This window comes from Halomonas sp. AOP27-A1-41 (genome assembly GCF_052378605.1).
GTDB lineage: Bacteria > Pseudomonadota > Gammaproteobacteria > Pseudomonadales > Halomonadaceae > Vreelandella > Vreelandella citrativorans.
Genome location: NZ_JBQSXT010000012.1, coordinates 89,598 through 104,675 on the forward strand (window position 1 = coordinate 89,598; position 15,078 = coordinate 104,675).

Here is a 15,078-nt window from a genome sequence, read left to right on the forward strand (position 1 = left end):
ATGGCGTTAGCAACTCGACGCCATGGCAAGGTCGTTCGCTTGGCGCTACCGATCATGTTGGGCATGCTTTCTCAGAGCATGCTCAACATCATTGATGCCGCACTGGTGGGGCATTTAGGCCAGGTCGCGCTGGCGGGTGTGGGTGTGGGTGGTTACGCCATGTTTATGCTCACCGCCCTGGTGTTTGGTCTCTCTTCAAGCGTTCAATCGCAAACGTCCCAGCGCCTTGGAGCGGGCTGTGAGTATTCGGCTCAGCCTTTACAGGCAGGCGTTGCGGTTGGCTTGGTAGTTGGGCTGCCGCTATCGCTGCTGGCCTGGTGGCAAGCGCCTGCCCTGCTGCATTTGATAACGCAGGTGCCTGAGATTCAGCACGTGGCGGTTGATTACTTTCGCTGGCGCGTTGTTGCGCTTACCGCTATTGCATTAACGCTATGTTTTCGTGGTTATTGGAATGGCCGCCAACAAACCCACCTTTATCTGCGCATTATTATTGTCGTTCAGCTGTTTAACGTAGCGGCCAGTAGCGGGCTGATCTATGGCCTGTTTGGGCTACCTCGTATGGGGGCAAGCGGCGCAGGCGTAGGTACAACTCTCTCGATGTTTTTAGGCCTTTTTATCTGGCTTTGGGTCACTGTAAGACAGCACGACCAGAATGGATTTTTGTTCAGCCTACCGACGTTCGATACGCTGCGCACAACGCTAGCACTTGCTCTGCCTCATTCCCTACAGCAGATATGTTTTGCGGCGGGCTATGTGGTGCTTTTTTGGTTGTTAAGTCGTATGGGGACCGCAAGCGTTGCGGTTGGGCATGTGTTGGTTAACTTGTCATTATTGCTAATCCTGCCGGGCGTGGGTGTGGGCGTTGCTGCCATGAGTCTGGTAGGCGAAGCATTAGGCCAGGATGATCAAAGGGCGGCCCATCGGTGGGGGCTGGATGCGCTGGGCGTTGCCGGTGTGCTGCTCACCCTCTTGGCACTGCCAATGCTCGTATTCCCGATGCAGGTACTCAGCATTTTCTTTTCCAGCCCCGAGCTTATCGCCCTGGGCTCGCTGCCCTTACAAATTACCGGTGCAATGATTGTGCTGGATGCGGCGGCGCTGGTGCTGGCTCAGGCATTGATGGGCGCTGGCGCGCAGCGTACGGTGATGCTGCTGACCTTAAGCATGCAGTGGCTTTTGTTTCTGCCCCTTGCCTGGTGGGTTGGGGTTGGTTTACAACAAGGCCTGCTTGGGGTTTGGCTGGTACAGATAGTTTATCGACTTGCCAACTCGGCGGGTTTTTTATGGATTTGGCAGCGTAAGCGCTGGCTAGCTCCCAATGTTTTAAATATCGTTTAGCGATAAAAAGATAATTATATATTCTTTTGTAGAATATGAAACACGCGTTAAGGTAACACTACATTAATGTCCGCCTTGACGTGACCATTTCGCTTTTTAGCAGGATCGTGCCACATGTACCGTTACGATATTCACGACCAAACGCTTGTTGATGAGCGCGTTGCTCAATTTCGCGATCAGATGAACCGCTATCTGGCGGGTCGACTCAGCGAAGAAGAGTTTCTTCCTTTGCGGGTACAGAACGGTTTATACGTTCAGCGCTATGCTCCCATGCTGCGGATCGCCATTCCCTACGGCATGCTGGCTTCCTATCAGTTGCGTAAGTTGGGGGACCTAGCGCGTGACTTTGACCGCGGGTACGGTCACTTTACAACGCGTACCAACCTGCAGTTGAACTGGCCTAAGCTTGAGACGGTGCCGGATATGCTGGCGGAGTTGGCAACTGTCCAAATGCATGCAATTCAGACAAGTGGTAATGACATTCGTAATACCACGACTGATCAATTTGCAGGTATTGCGGAAGACGAAGAAGTAGATCCTCGCCCCTGGTGTGAGCTGATACGCCAATGGTCGACATTTCATCCTGAATTCGCTTATCTGCCGCGCAAATTTAAAATTGCCGTGACCGGCGCTGAGCAAGACCGTGCAGCCATTCAGGTTCACGATGTAGGGTTACGCCTATGGCGTGATGATGCGGGTGAAGTGCGCGTAAAAGTTCTCGCGGGCGGCGGTCTGGGCCGCACACCGCTAATCGGTGAAGTTGTTTGTGAAGACTTGCCTTGGCAGCACTTGCTTACGTATCTGGAGGCTCTGGTTCGCGTTTATAACCAGTTTGGCCGCCGGGACAACAAGTTCAAAGCACGGATCAAGATACTGGTCAAAGCGCTAGGTGTCGAAGAGTTTAGCCGCCGAGTAGCCGAGGAGTGGGCGCATCTTAAAGATGGCCCTCAAACCTTAACGCCTGAAAGTATTGAGCGGGTTGCAGGATACTTTGTTGATCCTGACCGCCGCCCGGTAAGTGACGACGCTATCGCGGCTATTGATGCACTGCGCCAGGAAAATCGTGCTTTTGGCCGTTTTATGACCAACAATGTTCAGGGGCATAAAGTTAAAGGCTATAAAGCGGTGACGCTGTCACTAAAACGCAGCGGCCATTCACCGGGTGACGTTACCTGGGAACAAATGCACCAGATAGCAGACCTGGCAGACAAATATAGCTTCGGCGAGCTTCGTGTAACTCACGAACAAAACCTGGTGCTTGGTGATGTACCTGCCGATCAACTGGAAGCACTATGGCACGATCTGGAAGCTCTAGGCTTGGCAAATCCCACGGTCGGTACACTGGCAGATCTTATCTGCTGTCCGGGGGGGGACTACTGCGCGCTTGCTAATGCGAAGTCAATCCCTGTGGCACAGTCAATTCAAGAACGCTTTGAAGACCTGGACTTCCTGTATGATCTCGGCCCGCTGGATCTTAATATTTCAGGCTGCATGAATGCCTGCGGACATCACCATGTAGGCCACATCGGCATACTAGGCGTCGATAAGAAAGGTGAAGAGTGGTACCAGATTTCGCTGGGTGGTGATCAAGGCAACAGTGCCGCTTTGGGCAAGATTCTTGGCCCATCCTTTAGCCGTGAAAATGTGCCTGATGTGATTGATAAGCTGCTAAACGTTTACGTGGGTGAGCGTCATAGTGGCGAGACTTTCCTGGACACTTACCGTCGTATCGGCCTGAAGCCTTTTAAGGAGCGCGTTTATGCTTAACCAGCCTTCTTCTGAAGAGAACCTGCCATTCGAGACAGATCTGGTAGAACGCCAACGTCCTTACCTGTTTCGCGGCCAAGAAACGCAGGATAGCTGGACGTTAGTACGCGATACTGAAACAAACGCAACAGTATCTGACGCGCATACCATCGTGCCGCTCTCAATCTGGCTTGATAGCACTTCAGAGGGCAAGCTGACAGCTCCCTGGTTGCCTGCGGATACCGAGCTGACACCAGAGTTGGCTGAACGCCTTTCAAGCGCGCCATTAATTGCAATCGATTTTCCAAAATTCACTGACGGCCGTGGCTATAGCCTGGCGCGCCTACTAAGGGAGCGCTATGCCTACCAGGGTGAAGTGCGTGCCATTGGCGATGTGCTGGTTGACCAGCTGTTTTTTATGACCCGCTGTGGATTTGACGGACTTTCGCTTCGAGAAGACCAGTGGGTCGAAGATGCTCTGCGAAATCTGCATATTTTTAGTCGCGCTTATCAGCCTGCGACCGATCAACCCGAGCCGCTGTTTCACTTGCGCCAACAGGCAACCAATAAGGTAGCTTCTTACGCTTGATAGCGAGACACACAGTGAATGCCCCTGCTTTCAGGGGCATTTTTGTTGTTATCCTTTCCTTTTTTGCTGGCGCTCACGGTTATTGGCTTTCGCCCGCTGGCTTTTGCGCAGCATCACCCACGTAGCGCCAAGCCCGCCTTCGGAAGGCTGGGCAGAGACATACGCCTGGACCTCTTCAAACTGGTCAAGCCACTTGGCCAGGTAAGAGCGCAGCACGTTGGCTGGGCTGTCCAGTTCGCGCCCTCTTCCATGCACAATCATGACCGAACGCAGGTCATGCGCATAGGCTTCCTGAATAAACGGAAACAGCATGCGGCGACATTCAGCCAACGGCCGACACAATAAATGAAGTTGTGCCTGTACGCTATATCCTCCATGCCTTAATTTATCGACAACGCCCTGCTGAATGCCTTCTCGACGGTATTCGATAGGATCAAAAGGGGGCAGTAAATCAACAAAGTCATCGGATAGAAAATTACGTTCACTAAGCTCTTCTTGAGCGCTTTCTCTGCGTGCAAGCTGTGCTGCAGAAGGCTTCCTCCGGTGATTACCTGCGTCGGCCTGATTACTACGTGCCAACGGCGTTACATCACCCACAGAGGCTCGGAAATCCATATCATCACGAAGTGGCTGGTTCATTGCAGGCTCCTCCGATAAGGTCTACCTCTATCCTAGCAAACCATATCGTATTGCTTAAGCAGATTGCTCAACACTTGCTTAAGGGAGAACGGCACGCCAGGCTATCCCACTCACGTTTTTAAAAGGGCAACGGATGGGCTGGGTTAAAAAAACAGTCGCTCTGGCAGGTTTATTACTGCTGTCAGCGGCCACATGGCTATGGCTAACCCTGTTAAGTCCCTGGCTCTATTCCCCGCCTGATGAGGTACAAACGGTAGAGCAACGCACACATCAGCTGTTTGTGTATGGAACGCTACGTTATCCACTGATTCGCTGGTTAGTCGCTGGCAGTTTAGGCAGTCCAGAACCGGCGGTTCTTCCAGGGTATCAGCGTCACGATCTGGACGTCGCTCCCCAGCCAGGTAGCCACGTCGAAGGCCTAAAATTAACCGTGACGCCGGAAGCGTTAAGGCGGCTTGATCGCTATGAACGCTTGGGCGTTCGGTACGAGCGCGTTAAAAAACGGTTAGCCGATGGAAGCGACGTCTGGGTTTACGTCAGGTTACCCGAAACCAGCTACCATCTTTTAAAGCCATCTCCTGCCAAGTACATAGCTCTGATACCATAAGGTATCAGGCAGGGCTTTTATCGGCGTTCTTCCAGGACCAAGGAAAATTTATGAGTAACACCACCCCTTACGTATTGGTTCTTTATTATTCTCGCTCAGGGGCGACGGCCGACATGGCCCGTCAATTGGCTGCAGGTATTGAAAGCATTGCAGGTATTAAAGCGCGTTTACGCACGGTGCCTCCAGTTTCAACAACTTGCGAGGCCGTCGCGCCGGAAATCCCTGAGGAGGGAGCGGTGTATGTTGAACTTGATGACCTGCGTAACTGCAGCGCGCTTGCCTTGGGCAGCCCCACGCGCTTTGGCAATATGGCCGCTCCCTTAAAGTATTTCCTGGATAGCACAAGCAGCTTATGGATGAACGGTGCTTTGGTCGATAAACCAGCTTGTGCATTTACATCGACCTCCAGTCTACACGGCGGCCAGGAAAGTACGTTGCTGACCATGTTAGTGCCCTTGTTGCACCACGGAATGGTCTATGCAGGTATTCCCTATAGTGAAACGGCCCTGTTAAGCACCCAAGGCGGAGGCACGCCTTACGGTGCCAGCCATTTGGCAGGCCCACGTAGCGACCGTTCGGTAGATGAACATGAACGAGCACTATGCGTAGCACAAGGCAAACGACTGGCTAAACTAGCAGTAGCGCTTAATGCCATGCGCCAGGGGACATCATGAAGCAGTGGCTAACTAGCCTGGAGCAGCGCCACGGCATAAATACGTTAACACTGCGTGCTAGGCAGTGTGTATTGATCAGTTTTACGCTGCTCTTGCTGCTGGTTATTTATCGTGGCTTTACATTGCAAAGCGATACGTTTGATTGGCGGCCTGTGGTGGCCTTTATTTTACCGCTGGTGCTTTTTTTACCTTCCATTCTTGGCCAGCGTGCACGTGGCCATGCCTGGCTCGCCTTTGTCAGCCTTCTCTACGTTACACAAGGTGTCATGCTAGCCGCTGTACCCGGGCAAACGGTGCATGGCATTGTGGAAGCGCTCGTATCGCTGGCGCTTTTTGTAGGTTGCATGGGGTACGCACGTTTTCGTAGCCAACAACAGCGCCAAACAGGTAAGTGAATGTTTTGGGCGTTATCTAAAGAGTGACGAACATTATTAAAATTCAGGGCGTTATTAAAACTTAGGGAGTTCCGCTAATGACTCGCAACATAGCCGACATTCGGCGTGATTACGAAGGTGGCAGGCTTGATGAAACCCATGTCACTCAAGGGCCTTTCGTGCTGTTTGATGAGTGGTTTAGCCTGGCCATGGAGAAGGAGGACAAAGACGCCAATGCCATGACGCTGGCAACAGTGGATAGCCAAGGGCGGCCGCATGCACGCGTTGTATTGCTGAAAGGATTTGATGAGCAAGGTATGGTGTTTTACACCAATTATCATAGCCATAAAGGTAGTGAGCTGAGCAACGTGCCGTTTGCGGCAATGACGTTTTGGTGGCCATCACTTGCTCGCCAAGTGCGTATTGAAGGTTCCGTCGAACAGGTTGCGCCGGATGAATCGGATGAGTACTTTGCCAGCCGCCCTCGCGGTAGCCAGTTAGGCGCCTGGATTGCAACGCAAAGCGTTGTCATTCCTGATCGTAACTGGATTGAGGAGCGTCAGAAACGCTTTGAACAGGCCTATGAGGGGCAAGAAATCCCGCGGCCCATCCATTGGGGCGGCTACCGCCTGCAACCTGACATGATTGAATTTTGGCAGGGCCAGCCCAGCCGACTACATGACCGTATACGTTTCGAGCGTCGCGATGGTGGAGAGTGGAGCCAGTTCCGCTTGGCCCCATAACCCCTATAAAGATCGCTCATTATTGTTCAGCGCAGGTCTGTTTCGGTGATACGTTAATTAGGCAGGCCTGCTGTAGTGGTGATGTGTGGTGATGCACTTGGCCGGGTTAATCGGGCAGACTTTTCAGGCGAAGGCGCTGCCACTCGCTTTCGGGCTCATTTAAGCGCAGGACAGCATCAATCACCTGTTCTTCCATGTTATAGCGGCACGTGAACCCCAAGTGTTTCATTAACGCCCGCATTGGGTGGTTATCGACCATGATTTTGCCTATCATTTCGAGCGTACCGATATGCGTGCAGTAATTGACCATCTTCTTCATCAGCAGGCTGCCAATCCCAAGCCCTTGTAAATCATCACGGATAATCACCGAAAACTCGGTGCGTATATTGTCAGGGTCGTTCCACACACGCACAACGCCTAACATCTCTTTACTCCCATCTGCGTGCTGGTGCTCGGCGATAAATGCCATTTGTCGATCATAATTAATATGTGACAAAACCGATAAATCGCGTTGAGTGAGGTTGGACTTATTGTGGAAATATCGGAAACGAATACTCTCTTCCGATAGCTGACGGTGAAAGGCGGTAATTAAAGGCGCATCTTCGGCTCTGATGGGGCGTACTTCTACCTGCCAGCCGTTTTTCAGCGTTACCCACTCTCGCAACTCTTCCGGGTATGGCATGATGGCAAAGCGCGCAGGCGTGCCTAAATCCATCGCAAAATCCACCGCCAGCATGCCATCACGATTAAGCAGTAACGGGTTGATCTCCAACCCTCGCAGATCCCCCAAATCAGATGCCATTTGCGAAAGCTTGACTAACAGCTGACATAGCCGCTGAATGTCGCGCTCAGGTTCAGCGGAGTGCTCACGAATTAAAGAGGCTGCGTGCGTCCTGCCGACGACGTCGGCCGCCAGGCTCATGTTCAACGGCGGCAGAGCGACCTGGCGGTCTGCCAAAATATTGACTTTATAGCCGCCAATACCAAACACAATCAGCGGGCCGAAAACCGGGTCGCGGGTAATTCCGGCACAAATCTGCATGGAGTGCTTACCCCGCTGCATAGGCTGTAAGCAGAACTCGCGAATAGTGTACTGGGGAAATTTCTCATGTACTTTATCACCCAGCTGACGTACCCCTAGCGCCACTTCAGCAGGCGTTTCCAGGTCTTGTAGCAGCCCGGCAGACATTTTATGGGGGTGTTTACGGTATCGGTAAGGCCGACAATTACCTTCATGAACCACTTTCAGAGCCATCGGTCCTTGGATTTTTTGAGCTGCGGATTCGGCCTCTTCAGGGTTGCTCAGATACACACTTGGCGCCGTAGGAATACCATATGCTTTAAGTACCTGGGCTGTTTCTGAGTGGCTGAGTGTCTTTCTCCCCTGCTCTTTTGCCTGGGTGATCAGTGACCGACACTGGGCACGTATTTCCGAGCTCGTTGAAAATGGCAGGCTAGGTGGAATTTCATGCAGCAAGGCTTGAACACGCTGGTAAATTACCATGTGCATGAAGGCCTTAACGGCTTTTTCCGGGGAAATATAGGTCGGTATACCCGCGATGTTGCAGAGGTGGCGTGCATTAAGGGCTTCCTTCAGCCCCATCCAACTGGTCAGCAAGTTACGCCGAAATTTTTTGCGATTATCAATTAGTGCTTGAGCCGTCATCGCTGAAGGTGCCAACCGTGTTGGAGCATGGACCACCAGCACCGCATCGACATTGGCATCGGCGGCCACAATTTCCAGCGCCTCAACAAAGCGTGCAGGGGTTGCGTTGCCACCCAGGTCAACCGGGTTTTCGCCGGGCTTACTTATATCGACTTGGCTTTTATGTAGCGCCGCTTGGGTTTCCTCGCTAAACACGGCAAGCTTACCACCTGCGCTAACCAGCTTATCAATCGCCAGCATGGCTGGACCCAAGCCATTAGAAACAATGGCTAACCGATCACCGCGTAGTGGCTTCATGCGCGAGAGCGTTTCCAGAGCATCCAATAGCTCATCGGAATCATCGACTCTTACCACCCCAGCGCGTGCAAACGCCGCATCGAAAACGACATCACGGTTAGCAATACCCGGCGTAGGTGCCATCCCCGAAATATCGGATTGCGGCGTACGGCCGCTTTTAATGGCAAGTACCAAGCGGTTACGCGAAGCATCGCGCACAGAGGTCATAAAATGTTGTGCGTCATTCACCCTTTCCAGGTGTAATAAGATGGCCTGAGCGGGTGAAAACTGGTTCACGTAGTCGATTAAATCCGGCAACAAAACATCGACGCTATCCCCCACCGTAATCAAGTGAGAGAACCCCACATCGCGTCCAGCGGCCCAATCAATCATGGCGTTGGCAAGCATGCCCGATTGCCCCAGGTATGCAACACGACCCGCTTTGACAGGCTGGCTGGCGTAAGAGGCATTCAAACGCTTGCTTGGGACGATGACACCCATGCACTCTGGGCCCAACACTCGAATACCTGAGGCGATGGCGGCTTTTAACATCCGCTCACGAATAGAACCGGTATTGTCGCTATCGCGGTCCAGGTAGGCGCCTCCGGAAAGCACCAACGCGGCTTTCACACCAGACTCGCCCAAGCGTTTAATTAATTTTGGAACGCCTTTAATCGGCGAGCAAACAACCGCCAGGTCCGGCACTTCGGGCAAATCCGCTACACTGCTGAAACAGGGCACGCCGAATACTTGGTCATAACCTTTTGGATTGACCGCCCACAGGGTGCCTTTAAAGCCCCCCTCTTGCAGGTTATTCAGCACTAACCCACCCAGCAAGGCCGGTTTTTCAGAGGCGCCAAACACGGCTAGCGTGCGAGGTTCAAAAAAATGATGCAAAAAGCGCGTACTCAAAATTGAGCCTCCCCTGAAGTAAATAACGACGGTGTACGACTTATTGACACTGTCGCGCAAGCCCCAGAGGCGATTAAGGTGGCCTCAATACAATGGAGCGCTTGAATGATCACCTCTTACCTTACCCATCCAGACTGCTCATTGCATCATATGGGACCAGAACATCCTGAAAGTCCACAGCGTCTGGAAGCAATTCGCGCTCGCCTTTCACTTGCCGGTTTATTACAGCAGACCATGCAGTCTGATGCCAAAGAAGCCAGTTTTGAGGCGTTGGCAAAAGTACACCCGCCCCGGCACCTTAATGCTTTAGAGAAATGTGTGCCTACTGAAGACATTGTCGCCCTGGACAGCGAAACACTCATGAATCCGGATAGCTTAAAAGCTGCCCGGGTTGCTGCCGGGGCCACTATAAAAGCAGTCGATCAGGTGTTTAAGGGTCACGCTGATAATGTTTTTTGTGCCGTTAGGCCTCCCGGCCATCATGCCGAAGCAAGCGAGGCGATGGGCTTTTGCTTTTATAACAATATCGCCGTAGGTGCCGCCCATGCACGTGACGTATATGGTGCCAAGCGTATCGCTATCCTCGATTTTGATGTCCACCAGTGTAATGGAACTATCGATATTTTTAAGGGCAGATCAGATGTCCTGATCTGTACAAGCTTTCAGTACCCGTTTTACCCGTGGCGTTATCTGCGTAGTGAGTGGCACAACGTTGTTAATACGCCGCTAGAATCAGGCACTGACAGCGCTGAATTTCGACGCCTCATTGAGCATCAGTGGCTACCCGCCCTTCATGCGTTTAAACCGGACCTGGTGATGATATCGGCAGGGTTTGATGCTCATCGCGACGATACGATGGCCGATATCTGCCTGGATGATGAAGACTATTATTGGATAACACATTTGGCAATGGAGATCGCGGCGCTTTATGCGGATAACCGCGTTGTCTCTGTACTGGAAGGTGGCTACGACCCTAAATCATTAGGAAGAGGTGTGGAGGCGCATATTAGAGCCTTGCTGGGGCTACCTTTTTCAGAAGAAGGTTAAATATTCTGTACTCGCGAATACCCTGGCAGACGCTAACGCTATGTTACTATGGTCCCTATTGCTGTCTCTTATGTGACCATTATGACCGCCACTTCTGAAGAACATGCCGCACTGCGTATTGCCTCCGGCAGCAAACCGTTTGTAGAACCGCTTCTCTTGGGTGCGCGGCTCAAGCAGATTCGCTTGGCTAACCAATGGACGCTGGAAGATGTCAGCCAGCGTACCGGGCTAGCGCGCTCTACCCTTTCAAAGATTGAAAATGATCAAGTCTCGCCTACGTTTAGCGTCGTTCAAAAACTCACCACTGGTCTTAATATCGACCTGCCCCAGCTCTTTACGCCGCCCAAACGTGAACGCTATACCATGGGACGACGCGACTTAACGCGTAAAGACAAAGGGCAGCTACATCCAACGCCTACTTACGAGCATGAGTTACTGGGGCACCAGTTGGCTCAAAAGCGCATGATTCCCTTTAAGACCATTGTGCGCGCACGCAACTTTGACGAATACCACCAATGGGTGCGTCATGATGGCGAAGAGTTTTTGATGGTGCTTCATGGCGATATCATGCTGTACAGCGAGTTTTATGCTCCGCTGCTGCTTGTTGAAGGTGACAGCATCTATTTTGATAGTGATATGGGGCATGCACTGGTGTCTACCAGTGCTGATGATGCGGTTGTTCTGTCCGTTTGTACCCGAGGCGATTTGGCTTAATCTTCAACTTACCGCTTCTACAGGCAGTTGGTGGGTTTAGGCAACCCGGCAAGCCGCGCTATACGTTTCGCAGGGCTGCCGGGGAAAAGTGACATTAAATACATCGACTTGCCCTTCTCTTCTCCCAGCGCATTCTTCGTGGCTTTTACCAAGGGACGCATAGCCGGCGCCATTTCATAGCGGTTATAAAAATCACGCATTACACCAATTAATTCCCAATGTGCTTCAGTTAATACGAGCCCTTCATCACTGGCCAGCATTTCAGCTACAGCTTTTGACCATTTCGACTGCTCTACCAAGTATCCCTCAGGGTCTAATCCAATTTCTTTATCTGAATCAAGATAACGGTATATTTTTGAATCCGACATATTAATACCACGTAACGATTTGAGGGTGGTGCCCAGTTAACGTAACGAATCCGTTCATATCAACCGTAGGTAAGCCATTCGCTGTAACGGCAGCATTTAAGCCCCACGCCGCGACATCTTCGGCTAACAGATAGATGCGTGACTGATACGCCTGCCAACCTTCCCAGTGCGTTTTCAGCGCCGCTTGTACACCTTCTTCCGTCAGTACTACGATATCCTCTTCACCAACGGCTTGCTGCATCTGTTGCGCAGCGTCGCTATTTAGCGCCTTGGTTAAAATATGCAACATACTGAGCATCCCACTAAAAATTAAGTATTTGCGCGTACTGCTGAAGAAACCCGGGTAGTACTTTAGCTTTCAAAAACTGCACATCGTCTCGCAACGTGGATGCGGGCACTCCTAGAGTAACCAAGGTCTCTTCGGTGGTCCAAAGCTGCTCGATATCGTACATCTCCAGCATATCGATGGTGGGGAGGCTGGCTTTCTGCCCTGGCGCCCCTCTGCCTTGCTCTTTTAATAACGCCATAGCGCCCTGCCCAAGGAACAGCAGGTCTACAGGCTGTCCAAATGCGGCTGCTACCAGCGCTGTATCCAGCCCTTCTCGCAGCAGGTTGGAGCCGTAAGGAGCATGACGAATGATAACCAGCAAGCTGTTTGACTCAGCCATTAGCTCTCCTGTTAGGCAAACGTAATAAAACGATCACAGCGCTGCTGTAAGGTTAACAACTGCCCTAGCCCGGTTAACTCAAAGGGCGCATCTATATTAAACGATGCTTTACCATGACGCAGCGCTTCCGCTTCACTTGCCAAGCCACGCCTTAGTGCCGCCGCTATGCATACGTCCAGGGGAACGTTATGCGCGCGGTGTAATTCGACCCAGGCATCGCGCAGGTTAAGCTCATCCTGGGGTGGGGCCATGAGTGAAGACGCGTTGTGCACCCCTTCATGATAAAAAAATACGCCCGACAAGTGGTGCCCCTGTGCCAGCAGCGTACGAGCAAACCTTAAAGCAGAGTGTGGTGCGGGGCTGGTATACGGCGCACCCATCACCAATAAACCATACTCCATTATCGTCTCTCGAATCGGATAGCCAAAAAAAGACAGACCCTACAAGTAGGGTCTGTCCGGTTACCAGCTGACAACGCTATTGGTTAGTCGTTGCTCATGATACCTAAAATTGAAAGCAGGCTGATAAACAGATTGTAGATAGAAACATACAGCGTAACGGTTGCCAGAATATAGTTCGTTTCACCAGCGCGATGAATGATTTCACTGGTTTGATACAGGATGGCCGCTGAGGCGAACAGAACAAAGCCTGCTGATACCATCAGTGACAGGGCAGGAATGTTGAAGATCAAGCCAGCAACCATCGCAAGCACTAGCACAATAGCGCCAGCCAGCAGGAAGTTACTTAAGAAGCTGAAATCCTTCTTGGTCGTTAACGCAACCGCTGAAAGGCCAAAGAAGGTAAGGCCTGTCATTGCCAGCGCATTCATAATCAGCGCGCCACCGTTAGGGAGCGTTAAATAGGCTGAAATGATGGGGCCCAGTGTGAATCCCATAAAACCGGTAAAAGCGAAGGTGGCCAGCAAACCAGCCGCAGAATTTGCCGTTTTATGCACCAGGAACATCAAGCCGTAGGCCCCAATAAAGAACACAAAGATGTTCATTTGTTGGATACCCATAGCCACTGATGCGCCAGCGGTCACTGCTGAGAAAAGCAGTGTCATTGCCAATAATGCGTAGGTATTGCGCAGTACCTTATTGGTGCTGACGCTGTTGGCAACACCACTGGATCGTGTTTGTGCCGTGTTTAGATCGTTATAAGCCATCTACGTATGCTCCCCAAATAATAGTGCTAACAATAGACCAGCATGCCGTTACCAAGTTCCAGACGCAAGTCCTTATCGCTTCGTTCATGTAAAGTACTCAACTTTCTTCTAACGAAAGAATTGACGGATTTGAATAGCGGCATCTTGCAGAAAAAACCACGACTGACGATATTGTCATCGCCAGTCGTGGTGTTTAATGCTCGATTTCTAGCTCTCTATTTCTTCATCTTTTTTCAGCGGAGTCACCGCGCTGCTGGCGGTTTGGCGAATATCCTGCGAGGCATATAACCGGGCATCAACCACATGCAGCACCGCAAGTTGTACGAAAAGCACTGCAAAACAGATGATTAAAGCTTTGATCATGGCGGCTTTCCTGAACCAGGCTGGCGATAGCCAGCCTTTTGCTGAATGCTAGCTTAAAGCAGGCTGAAAGCAATAGCGGTATTCGATAAAAACCTGCCATGAAAAATAGCGCCCTATCTCTAGTCTACTGAGTAAACTCTTCCGTATCGATGTCCGCTTGCTGCGCTGGACTATACCGTTCACCGGCTACCTGATCAGGTGTCATCATTGAGTTGAGGTCACTGAGATAGTTTTTATCGAGCACCCAACTATCGGCTGCCAGGTTTTCACGCATATGAGCGATTGAGCAAGTCCCAGGAATGGGCACTATATGGCCACCTTGTGCTTTTACCCAGGCCAGTGCCAATTGGGCGGTAGTCACGTCAAGCGCTTGGGCTAGCGCCTGAAAGCGTGAAAGCACCGCTAGATTTTTAGGCAGATTGTCAGCGTTAAAACGAGGCATGTTAGCCCGCATATCGCCCTCACCAAACACTGTATCGACCTGAATCGCTCCTGCCAAAAAACCACGACCCAAGGGGCTAAATGCAACCATCGCCACATCCAGTGTTTGGCAGGCTTTAATGAGCGCAATTTCGGGGTTGCGTGTCCAGAGGGAATACTCTGACTGCACTACTGCTACGGGATACTCCTTATGCGCTTTGGAAAGCGTTTTTGCTGAAACCTCCGACAGCCCCACACCGCCTATCTTGCCTTCATCGACCAACTTACCCAGTTCGCCGACACTCTCCTCGACGGGTACGCCGGGATCAAGCCGGTGCAGGTAATAGATATCGATATGATCGGTCTTTAAACGTGTCAGGCTTGCCTCACACTGTTGGCGTAGTATGTCTGGTCGACCATTGATAACCCGCTTTCCCGTCTCAGCATCAATCGCCATACCGCATTTACTGGCCAACAACAGCGCTTGGCGCTTGTCTTTTAAGGCATTGCCCAGTAAGCGCTCATTCGCCGTGGCCCCATACAGTGTCGCGGTGTCAAAGTGCCGATACCCCATTTCAAACGCTTCATGCAATGCTCGCAGGGCGTCTTTTTCAGATACCTGCTGACCATAACCATGAGACAAGTTCATACAACCAAGGCCAACAGCAGGCGAAGACACTTCTTTAAGACGCTGGAAAAACATCGACATAGGCATTCCCTGAAAGAAAATTTCTGCAGTACCGTTATGCCGTATAATAGTTAACAACTC

General features: G+C 51.5%; 18 protein-coding genes. 9 read left to right on the forward strand and 9 right to left on the reverse strand.

Features of this window, described 5'->3' with window-relative positions; translation table 11 throughout:
- The 3 genes from ACT3TC_RS09905 to ACT3TC_RS09915 all read left to right on the forward strand — a co-directional run bounded on the left by ACT3TC_RS09905 (position 1) and on the right by ACT3TC_RS09915 (position 3,673).
- Positions 1-1,338 carry an MATE family efflux transporter gene (locus tag ACT3TC_RS09905; RefSeq protein WP_444639894.1) on the forward strand — a complete coding sequence of 446 codons (1,338 nt, stop codon included), beginning with the start codon at positions 1-3 and terminating at the stop codon, positions 1,336-1,338.
- 114 nt (positions 1,339-1,452) lie between these two features.
- Complete coding sequence (locus tag ACT3TC_RS09910) at positions 1,453-3,105, forward strand: nitrite/sulfite reductase (protein WP_172116641.1); 1,653 nt, start codon at positions 1,453-1,455, stop codon at positions 3,103-3,105.
- Positions 3,098-3,673: a DUF934 domain-containing protein gene (locus ACT3TC_RS09915; RefSeq protein WP_172116642.1), complete on the forward strand. Its 576-nt coding sequence runs from the start codon at positions 3,098-3,100 to the stop codon at positions 3,671-3,673. The genes ACT3TC_RS09910 and ACT3TC_RS09915 overlap by 8 nt, the downstream gene beginning before the upstream one ends.
- 48 nt (positions 3,674-3,721) lie before the next feature.
- On the opposite strand, the gene smrA is transcribed toward ACT3TC_RS09915, so the two are convergent.
- Positions 3,722-4,312: a DNA endonuclease SmrA gene (gene smrA / locus ACT3TC_RS09920; RefSeq protein ID WP_444639895.1), complete on the reverse strand. Its 591-nt coding sequence runs from the start codon at positions 4,310-4,312 to the stop codon at positions 3,722-3,724.
- A gap of 133 nt (positions 4,313-4,445) precedes the next feature.
- Between smrA and ACT3TC_RS09925 the strand changes: the two genes are divergently transcribed.
- The 4 genes from ACT3TC_RS09925 (at position 4,446) to pdxH (ending at position 6,710) form a co-directional block, all read left to right on the forward strand.
- Entirely contained in the window at positions 4,446-4,919 is a 474-nt protein-coding gene (locus tag ACT3TC_RS09925; RefSeq protein ID WP_441679312.1) for a gamma-glutamylcyclotransferase family protein, read from the forward strand.
- 50 nt (positions 4,920-4,969) lie between these two features.
- Positions 4,970-5,593 carry an NAD(P)H:quinone oxidoreductase gene (gene wrbA, locus ACT3TC_RS09930; protein WP_444639896.1) on the forward strand — a complete coding sequence of 208 codons (624 nt, stop codon included), beginning with the start codon at positions 4,970-4,972 and terminating at the stop codon, positions 5,591-5,593.
- The gene (locus ACT3TC_RS09935; RefSeq protein WP_444639897.1) at positions 5,590-5,988 is read left to right on the forward strand and encodes a DUF2069 domain-containing protein; all 399 of its coding nucleotides are present in this window, start codon (positions 5,590-5,592) and stop codon (positions 5,986-5,988) included. The genes wrbA and ACT3TC_RS09935 overlap by 4 nt, the downstream gene beginning before the upstream one ends.
- A 77-nt stretch (positions 5,989-6,065) precedes the next feature.
- Positions 6,066-6,710 (forward strand): pyridoxamine 5'-phosphate oxidase, encoded by a 645-nt coding sequence (pdxH, locus tag ACT3TC_RS09940; RefSeq protein WP_172116647.1) that lies wholly within the window; start codon positions 6,066-6,068, stop codon positions 6,708-6,710.
- Between the two features lie 106 nt (positions 6,711-6,816).
- On the opposite strand, the gene ACT3TC_RS09945 is transcribed toward pdxH, so the two are convergent.
- On the reverse strand, positions 6,817-9,564 hold the full coding sequence (locus ACT3TC_RS09945; protein ID WP_444639899.1) for a bifunctional acetate--CoA ligase family protein/GNAT family N-acetyltransferase: 2,748 nt from the start codon (positions 9,562-9,564) through the stop codon (positions 6,817-6,819).
- Between the two features lie 105 nt (positions 9,565-9,669).
- On the opposite strand from ACT3TC_RS09945, the gene ACT3TC_RS09950 reads away from it, so the two are divergent.
- Complete coding sequence (locus tag ACT3TC_RS09950; RefSeq protein ID WP_193053574.1) at positions 9,670-10,611, forward strand: histone deacetylase family protein; 942 nt, start codon at positions 9,670-9,672, stop codon at positions 10,609-10,611.
- An 81-nt stretch (positions 10,612-10,692) separates the two neighbouring features.
- A complete protein-coding gene (locus ACT3TC_RS09955; RefSeq protein ID WP_172116650.1) occupies positions 10,693-11,325 on the forward strand; it encodes a helix-turn-helix domain-containing protein in 633 nt (210 codons plus the stop codon).
- A gap of 17 nt (positions 11,326-11,342) precedes the next feature.
- Here the strand turns inward: ACT3TC_RS09955 and ACT3TC_RS09960 are convergent, their stop codons facing one another.
- From ACT3TC_RS09960 to ACT3TC_RS09990, 7 genes are all read right to left on the reverse strand, one after another.
- Positions 11,343-11,693 (reverse strand): TusE/DsrC/DsvC family sulfur relay protein, encoded by a 351-nt coding sequence (locus ACT3TC_RS09960; RefSeq protein ID WP_172116651.1) that lies wholly within the window; start codon positions 11,691-11,693, stop codon positions 11,343-11,345.
- Between the two features lies 1 nt (position 11,694).
- Complete coding sequence (tusB, locus tag ACT3TC_RS09965; protein WP_444639901.1) at positions 11,695-11,982, reverse strand: sulfurtransferase complex subunit TusB; 288 nt, start codon at positions 11,980-11,982, stop codon at positions 11,695-11,697.
- 13 nt (positions 11,983-11,995) lie between these two features.
- Positions 11,996-12,361, reverse strand: coding sequence for a sulfurtransferase complex subunit TusC (gene tusC, locus ACT3TC_RS09970; protein WP_444639903.1), 366 nt, complete (start codon positions 12,359-12,361; stop codon positions 11,996-11,998).
- An 11-nt stretch (positions 12,362-12,372) separates the two neighbouring features.
- Complete coding sequence (gene tusD, locus ACT3TC_RS09975) at positions 12,373-12,762, reverse strand: sulfurtransferase complex subunit TusD (protein ID WP_444639905.1); 390 nt, start codon at positions 12,760-12,762, stop codon at positions 12,373-12,375.
- Between the two features lie 83 nt (positions 12,763-12,845).
- Complete coding sequence (locus ACT3TC_RS09980; protein WP_193053578.1) at positions 12,846-13,526, reverse strand: Bax inhibitor-1/YccA family protein; 681 nt, start codon at positions 13,524-13,526, stop codon at positions 12,846-12,848.
- A gap of 207 nt (positions 13,527-13,733) precedes the next feature.
- The gene (locus ACT3TC_RS09985) at positions 13,734-13,889 is read right to left on the reverse strand and encodes a hypothetical protein (RefSeq protein ID WP_444621632.1); all 156 of its coding nucleotides are present in this window, start codon (positions 13,887-13,889) and stop codon (positions 13,734-13,736) included.
- Between the two features lie 124 nt (positions 13,890-14,013).
- The gene (locus ACT3TC_RS09990) at positions 14,014-15,018 is read right to left on the reverse strand and encodes an aldo/keto reductase (protein ID WP_444639907.1); all 1,005 of its coding nucleotides are present in this window, start codon (positions 15,016-15,018) and stop codon (positions 14,014-14,016) included.
- Between the last annotated feature and the right edge of the window lie 60 nt (positions 15,019-15,078).

What these genes read in the sequence shown, in the direction of transcription:
- ACT3TC_RS09905 (WP_444639894.1), top strand. Translation starts at nt 1, where the DNA reads ATGGCGTTAGCAACTCGACGCCATGGCAAGGTCGTTCGCTTGGCGCTA.
- ACT3TC_RS09910 (WP_172116641.1), top strand. Translation starts at nt 1,453, where the DNA reads ATGTACCGTTACGATATTCACGACCAAACGCTTGTTGATGAGCGCGTT.
- ACT3TC_RS09915 (WP_172116642.1), top strand. Translation starts at nt 3,098, where the DNA reads ATGCTTAACCAGCCTTCTTCTGAAGAGAACCTGCCATTCGAGACAGAT.
- smrA (WP_444639895.1), bottom strand. Translation starts at nt 4,312, where the DNA reads ATGAACCAGCCACTTCGTGATGATATGGATTTCCGAGCCTCTGTGGGT.
- ACT3TC_RS09925 (WP_441679312.1), top strand. Translation starts at nt 4,446, where the DNA reads ATGGGCTGGGTTAAAAAAACAGTCGCTCTGGCAGGTTTATTACTGCTG.
- wrbA (WP_444639896.1), top strand. Translation starts at nt 4,970, where the DNA reads ATGAGTAACACCACCCCTTACGTATTGGTTCTTTATTATTCTCGCTCA.
- ACT3TC_RS09935 (WP_444639897.1), top strand. Translation starts at nt 5,590, where the DNA reads ATGAAGCAGTGGCTAACTAGCCTGGAGCAGCGCCACGGCATAAATACG.
- pdxH (WP_172116647.1), top strand. Translation starts at nt 6,066, where the DNA reads ATGACTCGCAACATAGCCGACATTCGGCGTGATTACGAAGGTGGCAGG.
- ACT3TC_RS09950 (WP_193053574.1), top strand. Translation starts at nt 9,670, where the DNA reads ATGATCACCTCTTACCTTACCCATCCAGACTGCTCATTGCATCATATG.
- ACT3TC_RS09955 (WP_172116650.1), top strand. Translation starts at nt 10,693, where the DNA reads ATGACCGCCACTTCTGAAGAACATGCCGCACTGCGTATTGCCTCCGGC.
- ACT3TC_RS09960 (WP_172116651.1), bottom strand. Translation starts at nt 11,693, where the DNA reads ATGTCGGATTCAAAAATATACCGTTATCTTGATTCAGATAAAGAAATT.
- tusB (WP_444639901.1), bottom strand. Translation starts at nt 11,982, where the DNA reads ATGTTGCATATTTTAACCAAGGCGCTAAATAGCGACGCTGCGCAACAG.
- tusC (WP_444639903.1), bottom strand. Translation starts at nt 12,361, where the DNA reads ATGGCTGAGTCAAACAGCTTGCTGGTTATCATTCGTCATGCTCCTTAC.
- tusD (WP_444639905.1), bottom strand. Translation starts at nt 12,762, where the DNA reads ATGGAGTATGGTTTATTGGTGATGGGTGCGCCGTATACCAGCCCCGCA.
- ACT3TC_RS09980 (WP_193053578.1), bottom strand. Translation starts at nt 13,526, where the DNA reads ATGGCTTATAACGATCTAAACACGGCACAAACACGATCCAGTGGTGTT.
- ACT3TC_RS09985 (WP_444621632.1), bottom strand. Translation starts at nt 13,889, where the DNA reads ATGATCAAAGCTTTAATCATCTGTTTTGCAGTGCTTTTCGTACAACTT.
- ACT3TC_RS09990 (WP_444639907.1), bottom strand. Translation starts at nt 15,018, where the DNA reads ATGTCGATGTTTTTCCAGCGTCTTAAAGAAGTGTCTTCGCCTGCTGTT.